Here is a 19,808-nt window from a genome sequence, read left to right on the forward strand (position 1 = left end):
TATTTACTTATTAAAGTGTTGTAAAATTGCTTCTACAATACGCTCTGATGCACGACCATCACCGTAAGGGTTAGATGCTTTCGCCATCTTATCATGAGCTTCTTTATCTGATAACAATTCATCAGCAAGACTAAAGATTGTCTCTTCGTCTGTTCCTGCTAATTTCAGCGTACCTGCTTCAATACCTTCAGGGCGCTCTGTTGTATCACGAAGAACAAGAACTGGTACACCAAGTGATGGAGCTTCTTCTTGTACACCACCAGAATCCGTTAACATTAAGTATGAACGAGCTGCAACATTGTGGAAATCAATTACATCTAGCGGCTCAATTAAATGAATACGGTTATGTTCACCTAAAATTTCATTTGCTATTTCACGAACGACAGGGTTCATATGAACAGGGTATACAACTTGTACATCTTCATGCTTATCAACAAGACGCTTAATTGCACGGAACATGTTACGCATCGGTTCACCTAAGTTTTCACGACGATGAGCTGTCATAAGTACAAGACGATCATTTCCAAGTTTCTCTAGTACAGGATGACTATATGTTTCTTTTACAGTCGTTTGCAGCGCATCAATCGCTGTATTTCCTGTGATGAAAATACGTGATTCATCTTTATTTTCCTTCTGTAAGTTCGTTGCTGATTTTGCTGTCGGTGAGAAATGAAGATCCGCCATTACACCTGTTAATTGACGATTCATCTCTTCTGGGTATGGAGAATACTTATCCCACGTACGAAGGCCCGCCTCAACATGACCTACTGGAATTTGATTATAAAAAGCAGCTAAGCTTGCAATAAATGTTGTTGTTGTATCACCATGTACAAGTACAATATCCGGCTTCGCTTCTTTCATTACTTTATCCAAACCTTCTAAGCCACGCGTTGTAACATCAATTAAAGTTTGGCGATCTTTCATGATATTTAAATCGAAATCTGGCGTAATTCCAAAGATACTTAATACTTGGTCTAACATTTGGCGATGTTGTGCTGTTACAGTCACAATCGATTCAATTTTTTCTGGGTGTTTTTGCAACTCTAATACAAGAGGTGCCATTTTAATTGCTTCTGGACGTGTCCCGAAAATTGTCATTACTTTTAAACGTTCAGTCATGTGATTGCCTCTTTTCTTTCACTAATTACAGCTTCTATTATGACATATAAAAATAGGCATGAGTATATCCCTTTTTAACGTATAACAGAAACTTTTCTATTACAAATACTTTTTCTTCCCACCGAGTAATAATCTATCTTTTGTTTCTTAACATCTTCATCAGTATAACAATTTCTCCCATCAAATAAAATAGGCTCCCTCATAAGTTGTACGTACTTTTCTAACGGATAAGTTTGAATATCTTCCCATTCTGTTACGATAAAAACCGCACTCGCATCTCTAATCGATTCATCTATACAATTGCTATATTGTATAGCATCTCCAAATATATTTTTCACATATTGAATTGCTTTTGGGTCGTAAAGAACAATATCTGCACCTATATTAATTAATGCTTCTATTATAATAAGAGATGGCGCCTCTCTAATATCATCCGTATTTGGTTTAAAGGATGCGCCAAGAACTGCAATCCGCTTTTTATTCATGTTCATGACTTTTTTCGCTTTTTCAATCAATAGCAGTTGTTGCTTATTATTTACTTCAATAACCGCTTTTAACAAACGAAAATCATGAGCAACATTTCCCGCAATTTGCACCAGCGCTTTCGTATCTTTCGGAAAACACGACCCTCCGTATCCAATGCCCGCATTTAAAAAAGACGCACCAATTCTCTTATCCATTCCCATCCCTTTAGCAACATCCAGTACATTTGCGCCTACCTTCTCACATATATTTGAAATTTCATTAATGAAACTAATCTTTGTAGCTAAAAAGGCATTCGACGCGTATTTAATCATCTCTGCACTTTTAATATCTGTAACATACGTTTCTAAGCGTAATTCGCTATACAAACTCTCTACTCTTCTTGCTACTTCCTCACTATCTGCTCCAATTACAATACGATCTCCATGAAAGAAATCATAAATACCTGAACCTTCACGCAAAAACTCTGGATTCGATACGATATGTAATGTATATCTCCCCTTTAACTCCTCCTCAATCCATCCTTTCATTACATCATTTGTACCTACTGGAACTGTACTTTTCGTAACAACAATAATATCGTTCGTCGCATATACTCCAATATCATTACAAGCACTCTGAATATACGTTAAATCCGCCGTCCCATCTAATAAAGGTGGTGTTCCAACTGCAATAAATATAAACTCTACATCCTCAAACGCCTCTTCTTTATTTGATGTGAAAGTTAAAGCATTATTCTCATATGCATGATTTATTAATTCATGTAATCTAACCTCATAAATAGGTAAATCCCCTTGTTTTATCCGTTCAATTTTCTCATCATCTATATCAAAACATGTAACTGAATGCCCCAACTTTGCCAATCCTACTCCTGTAATCAATCCAACATATCCAGTACCTACTATCGTAATTTTCATTTCCTTTTCGCACAGGAATATACAATAGAAAAGATATGAAATATAGAATTCTCCCTGTGCTTCCCCCTCTCACATTAAAAATGAGAAAACTCTTTTCCTTTTTCATTATATGAATTACTTCCCTCATTCTTTTTAAAGTTTTTGTAAAATTAAATGCACTATAATATAAAGTGCAACTTAATCATTGGGAAACCAGCTACCAGCTCACTCCAGATAAATTCCCACATTTTAACACGAGACTTACTCATTTCTACGTGTAACACTTATAATACTGAAATAAAAGTATTCACTATTGAAGAAAAAGAGGAAATGTCATATTCCAAAGTCTAGTACGATTAACCTTCTCATATGATTCAACATTCTATATACAATTGTCATATATTTTATCCGCTTCCATTAAGCGTAAAAAGAAAAAAAGATTGAATTCTAATCTTTTTGTGATACCATATGTTATGAGCCTGTAAATAAACATCATAATTTTCAGATAAATATATTTTCAAAAAAAAATTACGTTAGACTATAAAGGGTGGGGTATTAATGGACTCACAAGTGATTTATGCCATTTTGGCATCTTTCATCACTGTACTCGTCGTTACTCCTTTAGTTATTAAATTAGCTTTTAAAATAGGAGCGACAGATAAGCCAAACGCACGTAAAGTGCACCAAAAGATTATGCCTCGTCTTGGCGGGTTAGCAATCTTTATCGGTGTAGCTGTAGGATTTGTTGTTGGCGGCTTATATGAGCAAAGAATGTTATCGATAACGCTAGGTGCGATTATCATTGTAATCATCGGAATTTTAGATGATATGTACGAGTTATCTGCGAGAGTAAAATTCGGTGGACAACTGTTAGTTGCCATTATGATTGTAAAAAGTGGATTATTAGTGCAAGTATTATATATCCCATTCCTTGGGGATACTGAACTTGGATGGCTTGCTTATCCAATTACAGTATTTTGGCTTGTAGGTATTACGAATGCAATCAACTTAATTGACGGCTTAGATGGATTATCTGCGGGGATTTCATCTATCGTACTTGCAACGCTAGCATATATGGCCTTCACTAGTCCATGGGGTACTGGAACAGCTATTATATTGCCACTTGCATTAATTATATTAGCAAGTACAATTGGATTTTTATTCTACAACTTCCATCCAGCAAAAATTTTCATGGGAGATACAGGAGCACTATTTTTAGGATACTGTATTTCTGTTATATCGTTACTTGGATTATACAAAAGTGTAACGTTATTCAGTTTTATCGTTCCAATTATCATTTTAGGTGTACCTATATTTGATACGATATTTGCAATCATCCGTCGTATCGTAAATAAAAAACCTATTTCAGCACCAGATAAATCGCATTTACATCACCGCTTACTTGCAATGGGATTCTCTCATCGCAAAACGGTACTAATTATATACGCATTCGGTATTTTCTTTAGTGTAAATGCCATTATTTTCACTAGTGCAACATTATGGTTATCCATTATTCTTCTTTTCGCTTTGATTTTCTTCACAGAAATCATTGCTGAAATAATCGGGCTTGTACATGAACGCTACAAACCAATTATTTCCTTTTATAAAAAAGTGAAAAAACGCGAAGACTAATTGTAGTATAGCCTTTACCATTATGAAATATTCAAATAGCATCCTCTTTCTTATAAGAGGATGCTATTTTTTATTCCTTATTTTATATTTCCAAAATATAGATTGTTTGAGAGTTCCTCTATTGGAGAAAGATATACATAATAAGAAACGTATCAAGTTTTCTTTTTACATCTTGATTGTCAAACTGAGGGTGAATGTTATGATCAAGCGAGTATTGCAATGTATTATTTTATTTTTGACCATTACTATGTACGCATCATCTAATACTGAAGCAACAACTGTTATTCCTGCTGAATATCATCCAAATACTGAAACGACCTCTCCTACACAAAAAATTGCGTACTTAACATTTGATGACGGGCCAAACAAATATACTACACAAATTTTAAACATCTTAAAAGAAAAGAACGGAAAAGCAACTTTCTTTGTTATTGGCGGAAAAGTGCCACATTACACAAAAACGATGCAAAGATTAATTAAAGAAGGACATTATATCGGTCTCCACAGCATGTCACATGATGTAAAACGCCTTTACACTGGTGACCCTTCCACTTTAATTGCAGAAATGGAGCAAACACAAAGCATTGTCCAGCAAGTTACGAAATTAAATACACATCTCGTTCGCGTTCCATATGGTAGTATGCCTTACTTAAAAAAGAATTACCGTGACGCACTTGTATCGGCCCAGTATAAAATGTGGGATTGGACAATCGATACATACGACTGGAAAAGCTATGACAATCCTTCTGCCATACTCGAAAGAGTACGTAATCAAAGTGATGAACAAGTAGAAGTCATTTTAATGCATGATTCGAGTGTAACCGTACAAATACTTCCAAAAGTAATTGATTATTTACAGTCACAAGGATACAAACTTCTTCCCTATAATCCTTCTTCTCATCTCAAGGTAAATTTTTGGAAAGACACAAGATTGTAACAGCTTTAGTGCCTATGTGCTAAAGCTGTTTTATTTTTCTCTTCCCACCCTTCCCGTTTTTGTGTAAAATTTTAAATAGTGATGAAGTTTCGAGGTGAATAGAAATGAAACGAATAGATCTCATTTTTAACGCAATACAAAAAGGCAATTATACAGAAGGTGTAACCGCATCAGAACTCGCTACCTTTCTGCAACTAGATCGCGCCAATGTAAGTAGCGACTTAAACAAACTTGTAAAAGATAAACGTTTATTAAAAACAAATACGCGTCCCGTTCGTTTTTATATAGAAACGAACGCTTTGTTGGAAACGCATTCAAAAGAAGTGACTTCATTAGATACCTTTGCAATTGAAAATACAAGCCTTAAAATCGCAATTGAAAAAGCGAAAGCTTCTATGCTCTATCCTCCAAACGGTATGCATACTTTACTGCTCGGAGAAACAGGAGTCGGAAAGTCTATGTTTGCTTCTTTAATGCACGAATATGCAATTGAAGTTGAACAACTTCCTAAAAATGCACCATTTATCGTCTTTAACTGCGCTGATTATGCAAATAATCCACAGCTACTACTTGGACAGTTATTTGGAATTAAAAAAGGAGCTTACACAGGTGCAAGTGATCAAAAAGGGTTAATTGAAAAAGCTCATGAAGGGATTCTCTTCTTAGATGAAGTACATCGCCTGCCTCCAGAAGGCCAAGAAATGCTTTTCACCTTTATTGACCGCGGAGTATATCGCCGCCTTGGAGAAACAGAAAACGAGCGTAAAGCACAAGTATTAATCATTACTGCAACAACAGAAGAACCAAATTCATTTTTATTAAAAACATTTACAAGACGTATACCGATGACTATCACGCTGCCACCACTTCGTGAGCGTACACATAAAGAGCGCTTTGCTTTACTACAACTATTTTTTACAAATGAAGCAATTCGTCTGCGAAAAGAAATTCACGTTAGTCCGAATGCAATGCGTGCTTTCGTCTTTTACAATTGTCCCAATAACATCGGTCAATTAAAAACGGATGTACAGATCGCCTGTGCGAAAGCCTATTCTGAATTCGTAACAAAGAAACGTGATTCTGTCTATGTTTCAAGTACAGACTTACCTTGGTATATGAAAGAGGGGCTGTTCATCGAAAGAAAGAGCCGTCACTTATACCAAATACCAAATGAAACATTTGTATTTACAAGTGATGAAGGTTGGAGTAATCATAAAACAGAAGATGAAAAACGCTCTTCTATTTACGATTATATTGATTATAAATACGAAGAACTTCAAGCACGCGGTATTGAAGAGGAAGAATTAGAATTACTAATAGAAAATGATGTTCAAAGCTTTTTCGTACAATATTTTAACCAAATATCAAAAAAAACAAGCCATGAAAATGTTTTTAAAATTGTGGATCGTAATATCGTTTCCGTATGTGAAAAAATAGCGGAACTTGCGGAAAAGCATTTATCTAAGACGTTTGATGAAAAAGTATTTCTCGCTTTAAGTTTACATGTACAGACAACTCTACAACGTTTACAAAGCGGCAAACAAATACATCACCCACAATTAAATCAAATTCGTACGAAATATAAAAAAGCCTTTTCCGTAGCTATGCAAGGCATTCAACTACTGGAAGAAGAGTTACAAATAACAATGCCTATTGATGAAGCTGGCTTTTTAACAATGTTCTTCGTTGTTGATCCAATTCCTGCCTCACAAACAGAAGTAAAAGTATTAATATTAGCACACGGTAATGGCATAGCAACTGAAATGGCAAACGTTGCAAACGAACTTCTCGGCATTGAGGAAGTAACCGGTATTGATATGCCGTTACATGAATCACCGAAAGATTTCTTGGAACGTGTGAAAGTATATATGAAAACACTACAAAATGTAAATGGGCTTCTCTTACTTGTCGATATGGGGTCACTTGCTTATATCGGTGACATATTAGAAACGGAGTTTAAAATCCCTGTACGTGTTCTCTCGATGACGAGCACACCACATGCACTGGAAGCAGCTCGAAAAGCTCAGCTCGGTTATTCATTAGATGCGCTATATGAAACAGTAAAAAATTTAACACCGTTTTACTTAAACGTACAAGAAGAAAAGAAAAAACCTCTCTCTCCAATGAAATCTGTTATTTTAACAGCTTGTTTAACTGGTGAAGGAAGTGCTTTAGCTATTCAAAAAATGTTAGAGAATTATTTACGATTTGATAAAGACTTAATTGAAATTATTCCGATTAGTATCGTCCATGAAAAAGATTTAACGAAAATGATCGAGAACATAAAAAAAGAGCGTAACATCATTTGTATTGTCACGAATTTCGATGTGCAAGTGCCATGCTTAACATATCATTTCCAAGACATCGTAAACTACACAGCAATTCAGCCCATTCAAGAATTAATTACGTATGAAGAAACATATGCAAAAATGGCGGATATTCTTGAACAACAAATGCAGCGTAACGATGGAGCATTACTTATCAAAACAATTCGTTACGCATTAAATACAATTCAAGAATTAATTTCCTTACAGCTAACTCCTGATAGCTTAATGGGTGTTATTCTGCATATGAGCTGTATGGTTGACCGTCTTCAAAAAGGAGAAAACCTTCTTCCTCACCCTGATAAAGAGAAAAGAAGACAAGATGAATACTGGATGTATATGAAAGTAAAAAAAGCATTGCAACCAATTGAAAATACATTTGAAATACAAATACCTGATGACGAAGTGTTTTACGTTATGGACTTCTTTATTAAAAATCAACCTTTTAAAAATTAATTGAGGCCGTTTTTAAAAATATCGACCGTAACATGAGTTATATCAGCGATTATTAAAATATATCGGCGCAACTCAGATTATATCAGCGATTCTCACAATATATCGGCGTAACTCAGATTATATCAACGGTTTTCACAATATATCGTTTTACCGACAATAATCGCTAAAACTAGCACCTTATATAATGAGAAAAGGCTGTTCCAACATATGGACAGCCTTTTCCTCTACTTCTTTACTTTTCTAACTCGCCCTCTTATTTCTCCCCTTTTTTGTGATTTCGTATGGACATTAACATATACATTTGCTTGAATAATTTCTTGAAGTAAATGTACAAATGATTTCCCTTGTAAAGGTCCCTCAAAATCCTCTACATTCACTACACCAGTAATACTTCCCTCGTTCAAGCTAATCCCTTGCTCCAGTGGACCATACAAATAGAAAACAACAGGACCAATTTGAGTAGACTTCCCTAAATGAATTTGACACGATGTAACCTTTTCTATATTTTTTAGTATTACTCTGTAATGCAATTTCGTTAAATCATCACTAAAAATAAACTCTGCTACCCCAAAAGCTTCTGTATTTACAGGAGGCACTTCCCTCTTACCTGTTAACCTGGCAAAGAAATGTGTTGTCATAAGGCATTCTCCTTATATAAATTTCCCAGCACTACTTCTACTACTTTATGGTTTAGACATAATCATTTATGACTTTTTCAATTTTAATTACAAAGAAAAGATTCACAAAATCTTTACATTAAAATCGTTCCTATAGATTGAACGTCTCTTGTATAATGCACATAGAAAAACATTATAGGAGGTTATTTTGAAAAAAAACAAACACACCTTTCACACATTATTAGAGATTTTTCTCGTCTCATTTAAATTAGGACTTACTTCATTCGGCGGTCCTGTCGCTCATCTCGGCTATTTCCACCACGAATACGTGCAAAAAAGAAAATGGATGAATGAACGAAGCTATGGAGATTTAGTAGCATTATGTCAATTCCTTCCTGGTCCTGCCAGCAGTCAAGTCGGTATGGGCGTTGGATTATTAAGGGGCGGGCTTTTAGGAGCTATTATTTCATGGATTGGATTCACTTTACCGTCTGTACTTATTTTGGTTTTCTTCGCCTCATTCCTTAATCAGTTCGATCTTGGAAGTGCTGGCTGGATTCATGGACTAAAACTTGTAGCAGTCGCTATTGTCGCTCATGCCATATGGGGAATGGCGCAAAAGTTAACTCCAGATCGCAACCGTGCAACAATTGCGATCGTAACTGCCGCAATCGCCTTATTATGGCCAAGTAGTTGGACACAAGTCATCCTCATTATAATATGTGGCTTTATCGGCTGGTTTTTATATCGCAACCAACCAATTAGCCAATCTCAAAATATAAAAGTACCTATTTCAAAAAAAATAGCAGTTTCTTGTCTCGTCTTATTCTTTGGACTATTACTACTGCTACCAATATTAAGACCGTTCTCTTATTACATCGCTTTATTTGACAGTTTCTATCGCTCTGGCGCACTTGTATTTGGAGGAGGACACGTCGTGCTGCCCCTTCTTGAAGGTGAGTTCGTACAAAACGGAATGATGACGAAAGAACAGTTCCTAGCTGGATACGGATTAACACAAGCAGTACCAGGACCACTATTTACATTCGCCTCTTATATAGGAGCAGTGTTAAACGGGACGCTTGGGGCAATACTCGCAACAATTGCGATTTTCCTCCCTGCTTTCTTACTCGTTATTGGTGTTTTACCATTTTGGAACAGTGTAAGAAAAATATCTTTCATACAAGGCGCACTACTTGGAGTCAATGCCGCTGTTGTCGGTATTTTAATTGCCGCTTTTTATGACCCTATTTGGACAAGCACAATTATGAACGCTGGAGATTTTGTTTTTGCGTCTCTTCTATTTTGCTTGCTCGCTTTTTGGAAAACACCACCTTGGGTTATCGTTATACTTGGAGCCTTTGGCGGATATGTTCTGTCCATTTTATAAATAGAAAAAACGACGGCATGGTATAGCCGTCGTTTTTTCTATTAAAACTTTACAAGCTCTATTCCTTCTGGCAACTCACTCTCTGTTAAAATACGCAATTCCTTCACACGATCCATTACGTAAGAAGAACGCTTCACAAGCTCTGGATCAATATAAGCTGGATGAACCATAATTTCTACCGTTTGTTCACCTTGTACTCTTTCTTTTAACTTCACAAAGTAATCTTCCGTCACACCATCTGCGTAAAAGTCACTGTAAAATACATCAGAAAATGGATGCACCGCTCTATCTTCCTCACAACGACGAATTGGAACATTATATGTAGCCGCTAATCTCTCAAGAACATCGTGTAAGATCGGTAATCCGTGTACATGATGATGACTATCTAAATGAGTTGGTGTTAATCCGTAAGATAAAAACTTCTCAATTTGAGCAGTCCATTCTCTCTCAACTTCTTCTGGATTTATATTCCCTTCCCTTACAACACTTTGTTTATGAAACGACCCGTTTGCCCCTACGAGTGACGGTACATCCTTTAACAGTGGTTCTCCTGCTGTTAATACGAGATGTACGCCTACTCCGAGTAGGTTGTACTCTTTCGCTAAGCGTACCGCATGCTCTGTTCCTGGCATATTCATCATCATCGTCGTTGAATTTACAAGTCCATTTATATGTCCATCAATAATGCCGTAATTTGTACCTTCTGTAAGACCGAAATCATCTGCATTTACAATTAACTTAATCATCATAATACCTCCTAATAAAGTGAAACTTTAATCAGTGGGGGGTTTTCTCCCCCCACTGATTATTAGTTGAACCAATCGGACTTTTATGGGCAGTTGATCCCCCACCTAATTTCTTTGTTTTCGCTGAATTTTGAGGTAGTGGTCTTACTGCCCATTAAAGTGGGATAGAATAAAAAAGCGGGCTAAATAGCGCCGCTTTATTTCTCTACCTTTTTAAAGAATTGCGGAAGATACTCTTTATGTGCTTCCAACATTTCATCTAAAATTTGTTTTGCAACTTTATCTGATGGTACAAGTGGATTAATTGTCATAGCAAGCAGCGCCTTATGATAATCCCCTGTAACAGCAGCTTCAATTGTTGTGCGCTCGAACGATTTAATTTGTTGTACTAAACCGCGAACTGGTACTGGAAGATCTCCAACTGCAATTGGTTTTGGGCCTTCTTTCGTAATAATACAGTTCACTTCAACAGCTGAATCATGTGGTAAGCTTGCAATTATTCCGTTGTTTCGTGTATTAACAGGCTGGATATCACCTTTATTATTGTAGATAGACGTAATTAAGCTACATGCTGCATCACTATAATAAGCTCCGCCACGTTTTTCTAATTGTGGTGGTTTAATATCTAAGTTCGGGTCTTTATATAACTCGAATAAATCATTTTCTAATTGTTTTACTACTTCTGCACGTGTACCTTTTTCAATTGAAGCTTCTTTCTCTTCTTCTAACATTTCACGTGTTTTGTAGTAGTAACGATGGTATGGACATGGAATTGCACGAAGGCCACGAATAAAGTCTGGTTCCCAGTTAAGCGCTGCGATATTTTCCATCGTAATTTGCTTTTCTGGATCTGTCACAAGCTCTAACACACGATCCATTACACTTACGCCATCTAAGTATACATCTAGTCCGTATACCATATGATTTAAACCTGCGAAATCAACGTGAACACGACTCGCATCTACTTCAAGTAACTTTGCAAGACCCATACGGATTCCGATTGGAACGTTACATAGACCAACTACTCTTTGAATATTTGTATAACGAAGAACAGCTTCTGTTACCATACCAGCTGGGTTTGCAAAGTTAATTAACCATGCATTCGGACAAAGCTCCTCCATATCCTTACAAATATCTAAAATAACAGGAATCGTTCTCAGCGCTTTGAATAAACCACCAGGACCATTCGTTTCCTGACCGATTACATCATATTTTAATGGGATTGCTTCATCTTTTGCACGTGCTTCTAATAAACCAACACGAAGCTGCGTCGTTACGAAATCAGCATCCTTTAATGCCTCGCGGCGATCAAGCGTTAAATGTACCTCGATTGGTAAACCAGATTTTTTTACCATACGTTTCGCTAAGTTACCAACGATTTCTAACTTTTCTTTTCCTGCCTCAATATCTACTAACCAAATTTCACGAACAGGAAGCTCATCATAACGCTTAATAAATCCTTCAATTAACTCTGGTGTATAACTAGATCCACCGCCGATTGTAGCAATTTTAATTCCAGTCATGCTTTATTCCCCTTTCGCTTCTAACTTTTTATAAAGATCGATAAACTCTGCCGCTAATTCTTTTACTGTAATCGCATTCATTAAATGATCTTGTGCGTGAATTAAGAGAACACTAACCGCTGTTTTTTCTCCTCTTGCTTCTGATTGTATGAGCTCTGTTTGGAAATGATGCGCTTCATTGATCGCTTCTTTCGCCTTTACCATCGCTTCATCAGCCTCTGCCATTTTCCCCTGTTTGGCAAATTGAATTGCCTCCATTGCAAAGCTGCGTGCGTTACCACTATTTAAAATCAATTGGAATGGAATTTGTTCTGCTGTAGTCATCATAATTACCGTCCTCTCTATAAGGTTCAACCGATTGAAATACCCCTTCAGTTTGAACATTTCTATTAAATTATTATTTTATGAATGATAGTTTGGTGTTCTTGTAGATGAGTATCATCTTTTTGAACATGATATAAAGGTAATTGTTCTCACAGATCATGTTGTCTGTGAGAACAATTATTATGTTACATAGGTACAGAGTTGTTATTTCCTTGAGCTGCTTTCTCAGTACGGATAACTGAACGATCGCATGCGACAACGAATGGGAAGTAAATCGCCATTGCAACAACAAAGTTGAATAATTGTAAAATCGCACCAGAAGGATGTAAACCTGTTACAAGATACCCACTAATAATTGGTGGAACGTTCCATGGAACCATCGCTACTGTTTTTGGTACCCATCCTAAGTAAATTGCTGTATAAGATGTAATAACTAACACAACAGGTGTTAATACGAACGGGATGAATAAAATTGGATTTAATACGATTGGTGTACCAAAGATTACTGGTTCGTTAATGTTAAATGCACCAGGTCCAATTGATAGACGAGATACACCGCGTAATTGTGCACTTTTCGCTACAATTAATACAACTACTAAGAATGCTAATGTTGCACCAGAACCACCAAGATATACGAAAGTATCAAAGAATGGTTTTGTAACAATGTTTGGAACATCAAATGCAGATGTACCATCTTGGAATAACTTAATATTTTTCTCTAATGCTGGTAAATAAAGTGGCTCAATAATACCACCAACAATATTTGGACCATGTAAACCGAAGAACCAAAGTACATGTACTAATAACGCAATAAAGATTGCACTTGGTAACGTACCCGCTAACCCTTGTAATGGAACTTGTAATGTATTAAAGATATACTCATGAACACTTGTACCTGCTAGTTTTACTGCTAATTGAATACCTGCTACACCTGTTAAAATTACAAATGCCGGAACTAATGCAGCGAAAGATTTCATTACTGCTGGTGGTACACCGTCAGGCATTTTAATTGTAATGTTTCTTTGAACAAAGAAGCGGAATATCTCCGTTACGAGTATGGAGACAATAAGTGAAACGAACAAACCCTGTGCGCCTGTCCAAAGCATATTTATTCCAGCTTCTTTTGGTGTTGTTGGTGTAAGAATAATTAATGCACCAAACGAAATAATACCTGCTGACAATCCATCAACACCATAAGATTTTGCTAGGTTATAACTTATGGTAACCGCCACCATCAGAGCTAATACCCCGAAGGACCCTGTCCACATACCAGCACCAATTTGTGTCCAAGTTTCACCGAATAAATCTTTCATAAAACCTTGGAATGCTGGAATTGGTAAACCATTAACTAGTACTGCCATCGAACCAACTAAAATAAGTGGCATAACTGCAATAAATCCATCTCGGATCGCAGCTAAGTGACGTTGCGATCCGATTTTACCAGCAATCGGAACCATGTACTTCTCCATAAATGCAATAAACTTTTGCATTTTACTTCCCCCCTAATTATTTTTTAAGTGTTAATGCGTGATCTAAAACTGCTTCTCCATTCATCATGCCGTAGTGCATTGGATTGATAACGTCGATTCCAACGTTTTTCTCGTCAGCAAGCGTTTTCATTGAAGAGAGCATGTAACGAACTTGTGGTCCTAGTAATAACACATCTGCTTGGTCGATATTGTTTTTTACTGCATCCCCAGATACAGCCCAAATCTTTCCTTCTAAACCGCGAGCTTTTGCAGCCGCTTCCATTTTTGTAACTAGTAAACTTGTAGACATCCCTGCTGAGCAACATAATAAAATATTCATTTGAAAATCCCCCTTGTGTAGTATAAAAAATTTATGTTTTATTTATTTTTCTTTACGCTATTTATTAATGCAATTAGCGTGCCAACTTTTTAAAAGCACTAAAATCAGTGCTTTTTCGAGCATTTTCTTTGTGTGTTAACGCTTTCAATTAGTGTGTCGTCTAAAAAACACACAGTGTGTTATAAAACAACACGCTTTTAACACATAACTGTATGAAAATAGATTAGTGTTTAGTTGTCTAGTTGTATTTAAAACAAAAAAACACTAAAAAAATTTTTTTAGCGTGAAAATCTATTAAAAAAACTCCTCTATCTATTATCCAAGCAAACTCTACTAAATTACATAGAATAGAATAAAATAACACAATTCGAAAGGGGATTCCTATGCCAAAACATAGAAAACAAAGCAAAATAAAGATTTATAGAATAACAAGCTATAAAAAAGACAAGCGTTCTGAATTAGACTCTAACAAATTTGAACTAGAACAGCAGGAGGTAGAAAATAAGCAGGACAAACAAGATAATCAAGTACAATCGGAAAATGTAGTCATAGTACCCACAGATTCACACAACTTAGATATATGGGATGAAATTTCTCTAAAGGAAATACAAGCTGGTGAACATACAAATTTATTTGTGGAACAAAGTAATTATCAAAATATTAATTTGTTGCAAGTTAGCGATATCCGTTTATATTTGGACAAGCAACTACAATTCAGTTCCGTCGATGAGCAAATTTATCATGAAGCACTTGTGCATCCAATTATGTCAAAAGTAATTGATCCAAAACGTGTTCTCATATTAGGCGGTGGCGATGGTCTTGCCCTGCGAGAAGTTTTAAAATATGAAACTGTACTACATGTAGACCTTGTTGACTTAGATGGATCGATGATTGATATGGCTCGTAATGTTCCTGAATTAGTTTCTTTAAACAAAAGTGCATTTTTTGATAATCGTGTAAATACACACGTATGTGATGCAAAAGAATTTTTAAGCTCTCCTTCCCCTTTATACGATGTAATCATTATTGATTTCCCAGACCCAGCGACAGAGTTGTTAAGTACTTTATATACAAGCGAACTTTTTGCTCGTATAGCTACATTCTTAACAGAAGACGGCGCGTTCGTCTGCCAATCTAATTCACCCGCTGATGCACCACTAGTATATTGGAGTATTGGTAAAACAATTGAACATGCGGGATTAACTGTGAAAAGTTATCATACAATCGTTCCTTCTTTCGGAACTGACTGGGGATTTCATATTGCCACTAATTCTGCCTATGTACTCGATCAAATTGAGCAATTATACGTAGTACCAACTCCTCGAACATTGCCTTCTCTTCTTTTTCCTTTATTTCAATTTAAAGAAGAACATCTAGAACAACGTAACCTCGCTCTTTTAAATTCAGAATCAAATCTTATCTTACACCAATGTTACAAAAAGGAAATGGAGTTTTGACGATATCACAGGAAGGAGTGCTACCTTATGGAATATTCTACTTTCGGTAAGCATATAATAGTAGATTTGTGGGGAGTGGATTTTTTCCCTATTAGATAATATGTACTTTTTAGAACATCATTTAGTTAACGCTGCTGATCAATCTGGTGCCCACGTTTTAAACGTAAGTACAAAAGAATTTGATCCGCATGGTGTTACTATTTTAGTTTTACTATCAGAAAGCCACCTTTCTATTCACACTTATCCAGAAAAAAACTTTGCAGCCATCGACTGTTATACTTGCGGTACGACCGTTGAACCGCAAATAGCGATTGATTATATCGTAAGTATATTAAAACCAAATGAGATGCATATAAAAAAACTAATTCGTGGTATAGGAGAGATTGTAAATACTGATTAAATACCGCTCTTATTCATTTGTAAAAAGGAGGAGTGTAAATACCATCAGTGGAACGAACATTCCACTGATGGTACAGACACATACATAAAGTGAAACTTTAATTAGTGGGGGTTTTGTTCATCTCCCACTAATTATTAGTTGAACCAATCGGGCCTTTACGGACAGTTAAGCTCCCTCCTAACTTCCTTGCTCCAGCCACATTTTGAGGTGGGAGTTTTACTGCCCGTTAATGCGGGATAAAAAAACCTTGCATACGCAAGGTTCATTCAGTCACTGACATCTTCCTATATAATTCTACAAATTCACTCGCTAATTCCTTCACCGTAATCGCATTCATTAAATGATCTTGCGCATGCACCATCAGAAGGGTAACTTCCGTCTTTTCACCACCAGCTTCTTTCTGTATGAGCTCCGTTTGTACACGGTGCGCCTCTTTTAATTCCTCTAGTGCTTCTTGTAATTTAGCTTCAGCTTCTGTAAACTCCCCACGCTTCGCACAATCAATTGCTTCCATTGAACAACTTCTCGCGTTTCCCCCATGCAAGATTAAATGAAAAGCTTTCGTCTCTATCGTATCCATTGTAGTTCTTTACTCCCCCTTTTCTTCCGCCAGTTTTTGTTTATCCCATATTTTTAAGAACGGTAAATAAATGAAGAATGCTAGCGCAAAGTTAACAAGTTGTAAAATAACACCTGAAATTTTCCCGCCCGATCCTAAATATCCACTAAAAAGAATAGGTGTCGTCCAAGGTACAGCGGCCCCACTTGGACGTGCGACCCATCCCCATTCCATTGCAAAGTAAGAAACAATTGTTAACACAACTGGAACTAATATAAATGGAATTAGTAAAAGTGGGTTCATTACAATCGGCATACCAAAAGTTACCATCTCATTAATATTAAATATACCAGGTGCAATTGACAATCTCCCTAAACTTTTTAATTGTTGACTTCGTGCAAATAGTAACATTCCGACAACTAGAGCAAGCGTTGCACCAGAACCGCCCATATAAATCCATAAATCAAAAAACTGTGCCGTAATCGTATTTGGTACATCTTGCCCAGCTTGAAAAGCCACTCGGTTTTGATCCATTAACGATAACCAAACGGGGCTCATTACACCACCAACAATAGTAGCACCATGAATTCCACACGACCAAAGAACATGAACGAGAATAACTGCTATTATTGCGCCCCAAAGACTAGCACCAAGTACACTAAGTGGCTCCTGTAAAATTTGTCCTACAATATTATGGATACTGCCAAAAGAAGTATTTTCTATAATTAAGCGTAAAATCCAAATAACTGTTACAACAATAAATCCTGGAACAAGTGCCGCAAATGAACGCGTGACAGCTGATGGAACTGTCTCTGGCATCTTTATAATTATCTTTTTTTGTACAATAAATCGATAAAGTTCAGTAGATATAAGTGCAATAATCATTGCTACAAATAACCCTTGGCTTCCCATTAATACAGCTGGGATAGCGCCTTCTACAAGTACACTCTCTTTTGTACTTGGTATAATATATGCAACTTGGAATGGAGTCGCAAGTAAAAACGTCACAAGCGACAATGCCCCGGATGCTAAAGCATCCACTTTATAATACTCTCCAAGCCTGTAAGCGATTCCAAAAACAGCTATTAAAGCCATTATATTAAAAGTTGCACTAACTGGATAGCCTAAAGCTCTCTGCCAATTCTCCCCAAACAAACCTGCCATAAACTCGTTATATCCCGGTATCGGTAGCGCACTAATAATAAGGAAAAATGATCCAATAATTAAGAACGGCATCGTTAAAATAATTCCATCTCGAATCGCTTGTAAATGCCTCTGCTCTGCAACCTTCCCCGCTATCGGCATCACATACTTCTCTAAAAACCGTATCATCTATCCCACTCTCCTCATGGTTTCATTGACAAAGCTGCTTGCAAGATAGCTTCTCCATTACAAAGTCCGTAATGAACGGATTGAATGACATCAACAGGTATCCCTTTATCCTTACATAATTCTTTCATCTTCGGTAATAAATAACGTACTTGTGGTCCAAGTAAAAGTACATCGGCTTTATCAATATGGCTATTTACTTCAGAACCTGATACAGCCCAAATCTTTACCTCTATTCCTCTTGCCTCTGCTGCTTTCTCCATCTTTGTAACAATCAAACTGGAAGACATTCCCGCTGCACAGCAAAGCAAAATATTCATTCCGCTTCCCTCCCCCTTTTATTAAGCCTAAGTTATGGTGCATCCCTTGCCACCACTAGTTTACAAATATATATGTCTAGATTTCCTGCTGTATGCCGAGCTTAAAAACAAAAATTTCTTGGTTTTCACGCTATTCCATTTATCCGTATTCTCCTAGTAAAGAGGACTCTAACTCGCTATAATGATTCAGTATGAATTTTTTTAATTGATAGGAGGATATATTTATGAAGGCATATCGCTTTCCACTTATTTTATTATCTTCTATCCTAATTGGTGGTTTCATTGGTTATTTCATGGGTGCCGATGCAGTTGCTTTAAAGCCGCTTGGTGATATTTTCTTAAACTTAATGTTTACGATTGTTGTACCTTTAGTGTTCTTTAGCATCGCATCGTCTATTGCTAATATGGATGGATTAAAACGTTTCGGTAAAATTATGTCTAGTATGGCTGGGACTTTCTTATTTACAAGTATTTTAGCTGCTATTTTTATGATTATTGTCGTGAAAGTATTCCCGCCAGCACAAGGTGTTGTACTAGAACTAACACAACCTGACAAAGCCGGCAAAGCTGTTAGTGTTGCAGATCAAATCGTCGGTATTTTAACAGTATCTGACTTCTCTAAGTTACTATCTCGTGAAAATATGTTAGCTCTTATTTTCTTCTCTATTTTAATGGGGATTGCAACTTCAGCAGTTGGCGAAAAAGGAAAGCCATTCGCTACATTCCTACAAGCTGGTGCAGAAATTTCAATGAAAGTTGTATCTTTCATTATGTACTACGCTCCAATCGGACTTGCTGCTTACTTCGCAGCATTAGTTGGTGAATTCGGACCACAACTTCTTGGAACTTACTTCCGAGCAGCAATGGTATACTATCCAGCTTCTCTAATTTATTTCTTTGTATTCTTCACATTCTATGCATACCTTGCAGGTCGCAAGCAAGGTGTACAAGTATTTTGGAAGAACATGGTCTCTCCTACAGTTACATCACTTGCAACTTGTAGTAGTGCCGCAAGTATTCCAGCAAACTTAGAAGCAACAAAGAAAATGGGTATTTCTTCAGACGTTCGTGAAACAGTTGTCCTTCTTGGTTCTACTCTTCATAAAGATGGCTCTGTTTTAGGCGGCGTATTAAAAATCGCTTTCTTATTCGGTATTTTCAACATGGAATTTGAAGGACCGAAAACATTAGCAATCGCACTTGTTGTTTCTTTATTAGTAGGAACAGTAATGGGTGCTATTCCAGGCGGCGGTATGATCGGTGAAATGTTAATCGTATCTCTATACGGTTTCCCGCCAGAAGCATTGCCAATTATTGCAGCAATTAGTACAATTATTGATCCTCCTGCAACGATGTTAAACGTAACAGCAGATAACGCTTGTGCCGTAATGACAGCTCGCCTTGTAGAAGGTAAGAATTGGATCAAAAACAAATTTGCTTAATAGATAGAAAGAGGATGCTCCAAACGAGCATCCTCTTTTTTTGTT

General features: G+C 36.6%; 17 protein-coding genes and 1 pseudogene. 7 read left to right on the forward strand and 11 right to left on the reverse strand.

All coding sequences use genetic code 11. The features are described 5' to 3' along the window. Positions 1-3 precede the first annotated feature (3 nt). Entirely contained in the window at positions 4-1,119 is a 1,116-nt protein-coding gene (wecB, locus tag BAQ53_RS24550) for a non-hydrolyzing UDP-N-acetylglucosamine 2-epimerase (protein WP_061884757.1), read from the reverse strand. A gap of 74 nt (positions 1,120-1,193) precedes the next feature. Next, a complete protein-coding gene (locus BAQ53_RS24555) occupies positions 1,194-2,519 on the reverse strand; it encodes a UDP-glucose dehydrogenase family protein (RefSeq protein ID WP_000704922.1) in 1,326 nt (441 codons plus the stop codon). Between the two features lie 537 nt (positions 2,520-3,056). Between BAQ53_RS24555 and BAQ53_RS24560 the strand changes: the two genes are divergently transcribed. The 3 genes from BAQ53_RS24560 to BAQ53_RS24570 all read left to right on the forward strand — a co-directional run bounded on the left by BAQ53_RS24560 (position 3,057) and on the right by BAQ53_RS24570 (position 7,847). Next, positions 3,057-4,130 carry a UDP-N-acetylglucosamine--undecaprenyl-phosphate N-acetylglucosaminephosphotransferase TagO gene (locus BAQ53_RS24560; RefSeq protein WP_000378319.1) on the forward strand — a complete coding sequence of 358 codons (1,074 nt, stop codon included), beginning with the start codon at positions 3,057-3,059 and terminating at the stop codon, positions 4,128-4,130. Positions 4,131-4,329: 199 nt separating this feature from the next. After that, positions 4,330-5,067, forward strand: a complete 738-nt coding sequence (locus tag BAQ53_RS24565) for a polysaccharide deacetylase family protein (RefSeq protein WP_000597185.1) — start codon at positions 4,330-4,332, stop codon at positions 5,065-5,067. A gap of 104 nt (positions 5,068-5,171) precedes the next feature. Then, entirely contained in the window at positions 5,172-7,847 is a 2,676-nt protein-coding gene (locus BAQ53_RS24570) for a sigma-54-dependent transcriptional regulator (RefSeq protein WP_208906330.1), read from the forward strand. A 224-nt stretch (positions 7,848-8,071) separates the two neighbouring features. On the opposite strand, the gene exsM is transcribed toward BAQ53_RS24570, so the two are convergent. After that, positions 8,072-8,485 carry an exosporium regulatory protein ExsM gene (exsM, locus tag BAQ53_RS24575; RefSeq protein WP_000207045.1) on the reverse strand — a complete coding sequence of 138 codons (414 nt, stop codon included), beginning with the start codon at positions 8,483-8,485 and terminating at the stop codon, positions 8,072-8,074. Between the two features lie 187 nt (positions 8,486-8,672). On the opposite strand from exsM, the gene BAQ53_RS24580 reads away from it, so the two are divergent. Next, positions 8,673-9,854: a chromate transporter gene (locus tag BAQ53_RS24580; protein ID WP_131250623.1), complete on the forward strand. Its 1,182-nt coding sequence runs from the start codon at positions 8,673-8,675 to the stop codon at positions 9,852-9,854. 41 nt (positions 9,855-9,895) lie between these two features. Here the strand turns inward: BAQ53_RS24580 and chbG are convergent, their stop codons facing one another. The 5 genes from chbG to BAQ53_RS24605 form a co-directional block, all read right to left on the reverse strand. Continuing rightward, complete coding sequence (gene chbG / locus BAQ53_RS24585) at positions 9,896-10,600, reverse strand: chitin disaccharide deacetylase (RefSeq protein ID WP_046946620.1); 705 nt, start codon at positions 10,598-10,600, stop codon at positions 9,896-9,898. A gap of 197 nt (positions 10,601-10,797) precedes the next feature. Continuing rightward, positions 10,798-12,123 (reverse strand): 6-phospho-beta-glucosidase, encoded by a 1,326-nt coding sequence (celF, locus tag BAQ53_RS24590; protein WP_208906331.1) that lies wholly within the window; start codon positions 12,121-12,123, stop codon positions 10,798-10,800. A gap of 3 nt (positions 12,124-12,126) precedes the next feature. Beyond that, a complete protein-coding gene (locus tag BAQ53_RS24595) occupies positions 12,127-12,450 on the reverse strand; it encodes a PTS lactose/cellobiose transporter subunit IIA (RefSeq protein ID WP_000989046.1) in 324 nt (107 codons plus the stop codon). A 182-nt stretch (positions 12,451-12,632) separates the two neighbouring features. Next, a complete protein-coding gene (gene celB / locus BAQ53_RS24600; RefSeq protein ID WP_046946619.1) occupies positions 12,633-13,937 on the reverse strand; it encodes a PTS cellobiose transporter subunit IIC in 1,305 nt (434 codons plus the stop codon). Between the two features lie 16 nt (positions 13,938-13,953). Beyond that, positions 13,954-14,256 carry a PTS sugar transporter subunit IIB gene (locus BAQ53_RS24605; protein WP_001023563.1) on the reverse strand — a complete coding sequence of 101 codons (303 nt, stop codon included), beginning with the start codon at positions 14,254-14,256 and terminating at the stop codon, positions 13,954-13,956. Positions 14,257-14,639: 383 nt separating this feature from the next. On the opposite strand from BAQ53_RS24605, the gene BAQ53_RS24610 reads away from it, so the two are divergent. Continuing rightward, positions 14,640-15,713 (forward strand): polyamine aminopropyltransferase, encoded by a 1,074-nt coding sequence (locus tag BAQ53_RS24610; protein ID WP_208906332.1) that lies wholly within the window; start codon positions 14,640-14,642, stop codon positions 15,711-15,713. Positions 15,714-15,740: 27 nt separating this feature from the next. Beyond that, positions 15,741-16,113: pseudogene (speD, locus tag BAQ53_RS24615) on the forward strand (adenosylmethionine decarboxylase). A gap of 262 nt (positions 16,114-16,375) precedes the next feature. Here the strand turns inward: speD and BAQ53_RS24620 are convergent. From BAQ53_RS24620 to BAQ53_RS24630, 3 genes are read right to left on the reverse strand one after another with little or no spacing between them, the layout of a single operon-like run. Then, positions 16,376-16,693 (reverse strand): PTS sugar transporter subunit IIA, encoded by a 318-nt coding sequence (locus BAQ53_RS24620; RefSeq protein ID WP_000379647.1) that lies wholly within the window; start codon positions 16,691-16,693, stop codon positions 16,376-16,378. Positions 16,694-16,702: 9 nt separating this feature from the next. Continuing rightward, a complete protein-coding gene (gene celB / locus BAQ53_RS24625) occupies positions 16,703-18,004 on the reverse strand; it encodes a PTS cellobiose transporter subunit IIC (RefSeq protein ID WP_208906333.1) in 1,302 nt (433 codons plus the stop codon). 14 nt (positions 18,005-18,018) lie between these two features. Beyond that, on the reverse strand, positions 18,019-18,321 hold the full coding sequence (locus BAQ53_RS24630) for a PTS sugar transporter subunit IIB (RefSeq protein WP_001023543.1): 303 nt from the start codon (positions 18,319-18,321) through the stop codon (positions 18,019-18,021). Positions 18,322-18,545: 224 nt separating this feature from the next. Between BAQ53_RS24630 and BAQ53_RS24635 the strand changes: the two genes are divergently transcribed. Continuing rightward, positions 18,546-19,763 (forward strand): dicarboxylate/amino acid:cation symporter, encoded by a 1,218-nt coding sequence (locus tag BAQ53_RS24635; RefSeq protein WP_000649376.1) that lies wholly within the window; start codon positions 18,546-18,548, stop codon positions 19,761-19,763. The last annotated feature ends 45 nt before the right edge of the window (positions 19,764-19,808 follow it).

Origin of the sequence: Bacillus sp. B25(2016b) (genome assembly GCF_001679765.1) — a bacterium.
GTDB lineage: Bacteria > Bacillota > Bacilli > Bacillales > Bacillaceae_G > Bacillus_A > Bacillus_A thuringiensis_K.

Bases quoted from the DNA above. Each gene is read 5' to 3' on its own strand.
- wecB (WP_061884757.1), bottom strand. From the start codon at position 1,119: ATGACTGAACGTTTAAAAGTAATGACAATTTTCGGGACACGTCCAGAA.
- BAQ53_RS24555 (WP_000704922.1), bottom strand. From the start codon at position 2,519: ATGAAAATTACGATAGTAGGTACTGGATATGTTGGATTGATTACAGGA.
- BAQ53_RS24560 (WP_000378319.1), top strand. From the start codon at position 3,057: ATGGACTCACAAGTGATTTATGCCATTTTGGCATCTTTCATCACTGTA.
- BAQ53_RS24565 (WP_000597185.1), top strand. From the start codon at position 4,330: ATGATCAAGCGAGTATTGCAATGTATTATTTTATTTTTGACCATTACT.
- BAQ53_RS24570 (WP_208906330.1), top strand. From the start codon at position 5,172: ATGAAACGAATAGATCTCATTTTTAACGCAATACAAAAAGGCAATTAT.
- exsM (WP_000207045.1), bottom strand. From the start codon at position 8,485: ATGACAACACATTTCTTTGCCAGGTTAACAGGTAAGAGGGAAGTGCCT.
- chbG (WP_046946620.1), bottom strand. From the start codon at position 10,600: ATGATTAAGTTAATTGTAAATGCAGATGATTTCGGTCTTACAGAAGGT.
- celF (WP_208906331.1), bottom strand. From the start codon at position 12,123: ATGACTGGAATTAAAATTGCTACAATCGGCGGTGGATCTAGTTATACA.
- BAQ53_RS24595 (WP_000989046.1), bottom strand. From the start codon at position 12,450: ATGATGACTACAGCAGAACAAATTCCATTCCAATTGATTTTAAATAGT.
- celB (WP_046946619.1), bottom strand. From the start codon at position 13,937: ATGCAAAAGTTTATTGCATTTATGGAGAAGTACATGGTTCCGATTGCT.
- BAQ53_RS24605 (WP_001023563.1), bottom strand. From the start codon at position 14,256: ATGAATATTTTATTATGTTGCTCAGCAGGGATGTCTACAAGTTTACTA.
- BAQ53_RS24610 (WP_208906332.1), top strand. From the start codon at position 14,640: ATGCCAAAACATAGAAAACAAAGCAAAATAAAGATTTATAGAATAACA.
- BAQ53_RS24620 (WP_000379647.1), bottom strand. From the start codon at position 16,693: ATGGATACGATAGAGACGAAAGCTTTTCATTTAATCTTGCATGGGGGA.
- celB (WP_208906333.1), bottom strand. From the start codon at position 18,004: ATGATACGGTTTTTAGAGAAGTATGTGATGCCGATAGCGGGGAAGGTT.
- BAQ53_RS24630 (WP_001023543.1), bottom strand. From the start codon at position 18,321: ATGAATATTTTGCTTTGCTGTGCAGCGGGAATGTCTTCCAGTTTGATT.
- BAQ53_RS24635 (WP_000649376.1), top strand. From the start codon at position 18,546: ATGAAGGCATATCGCTTTCCACTTATTTTATTATCTTCTATCCTAATT.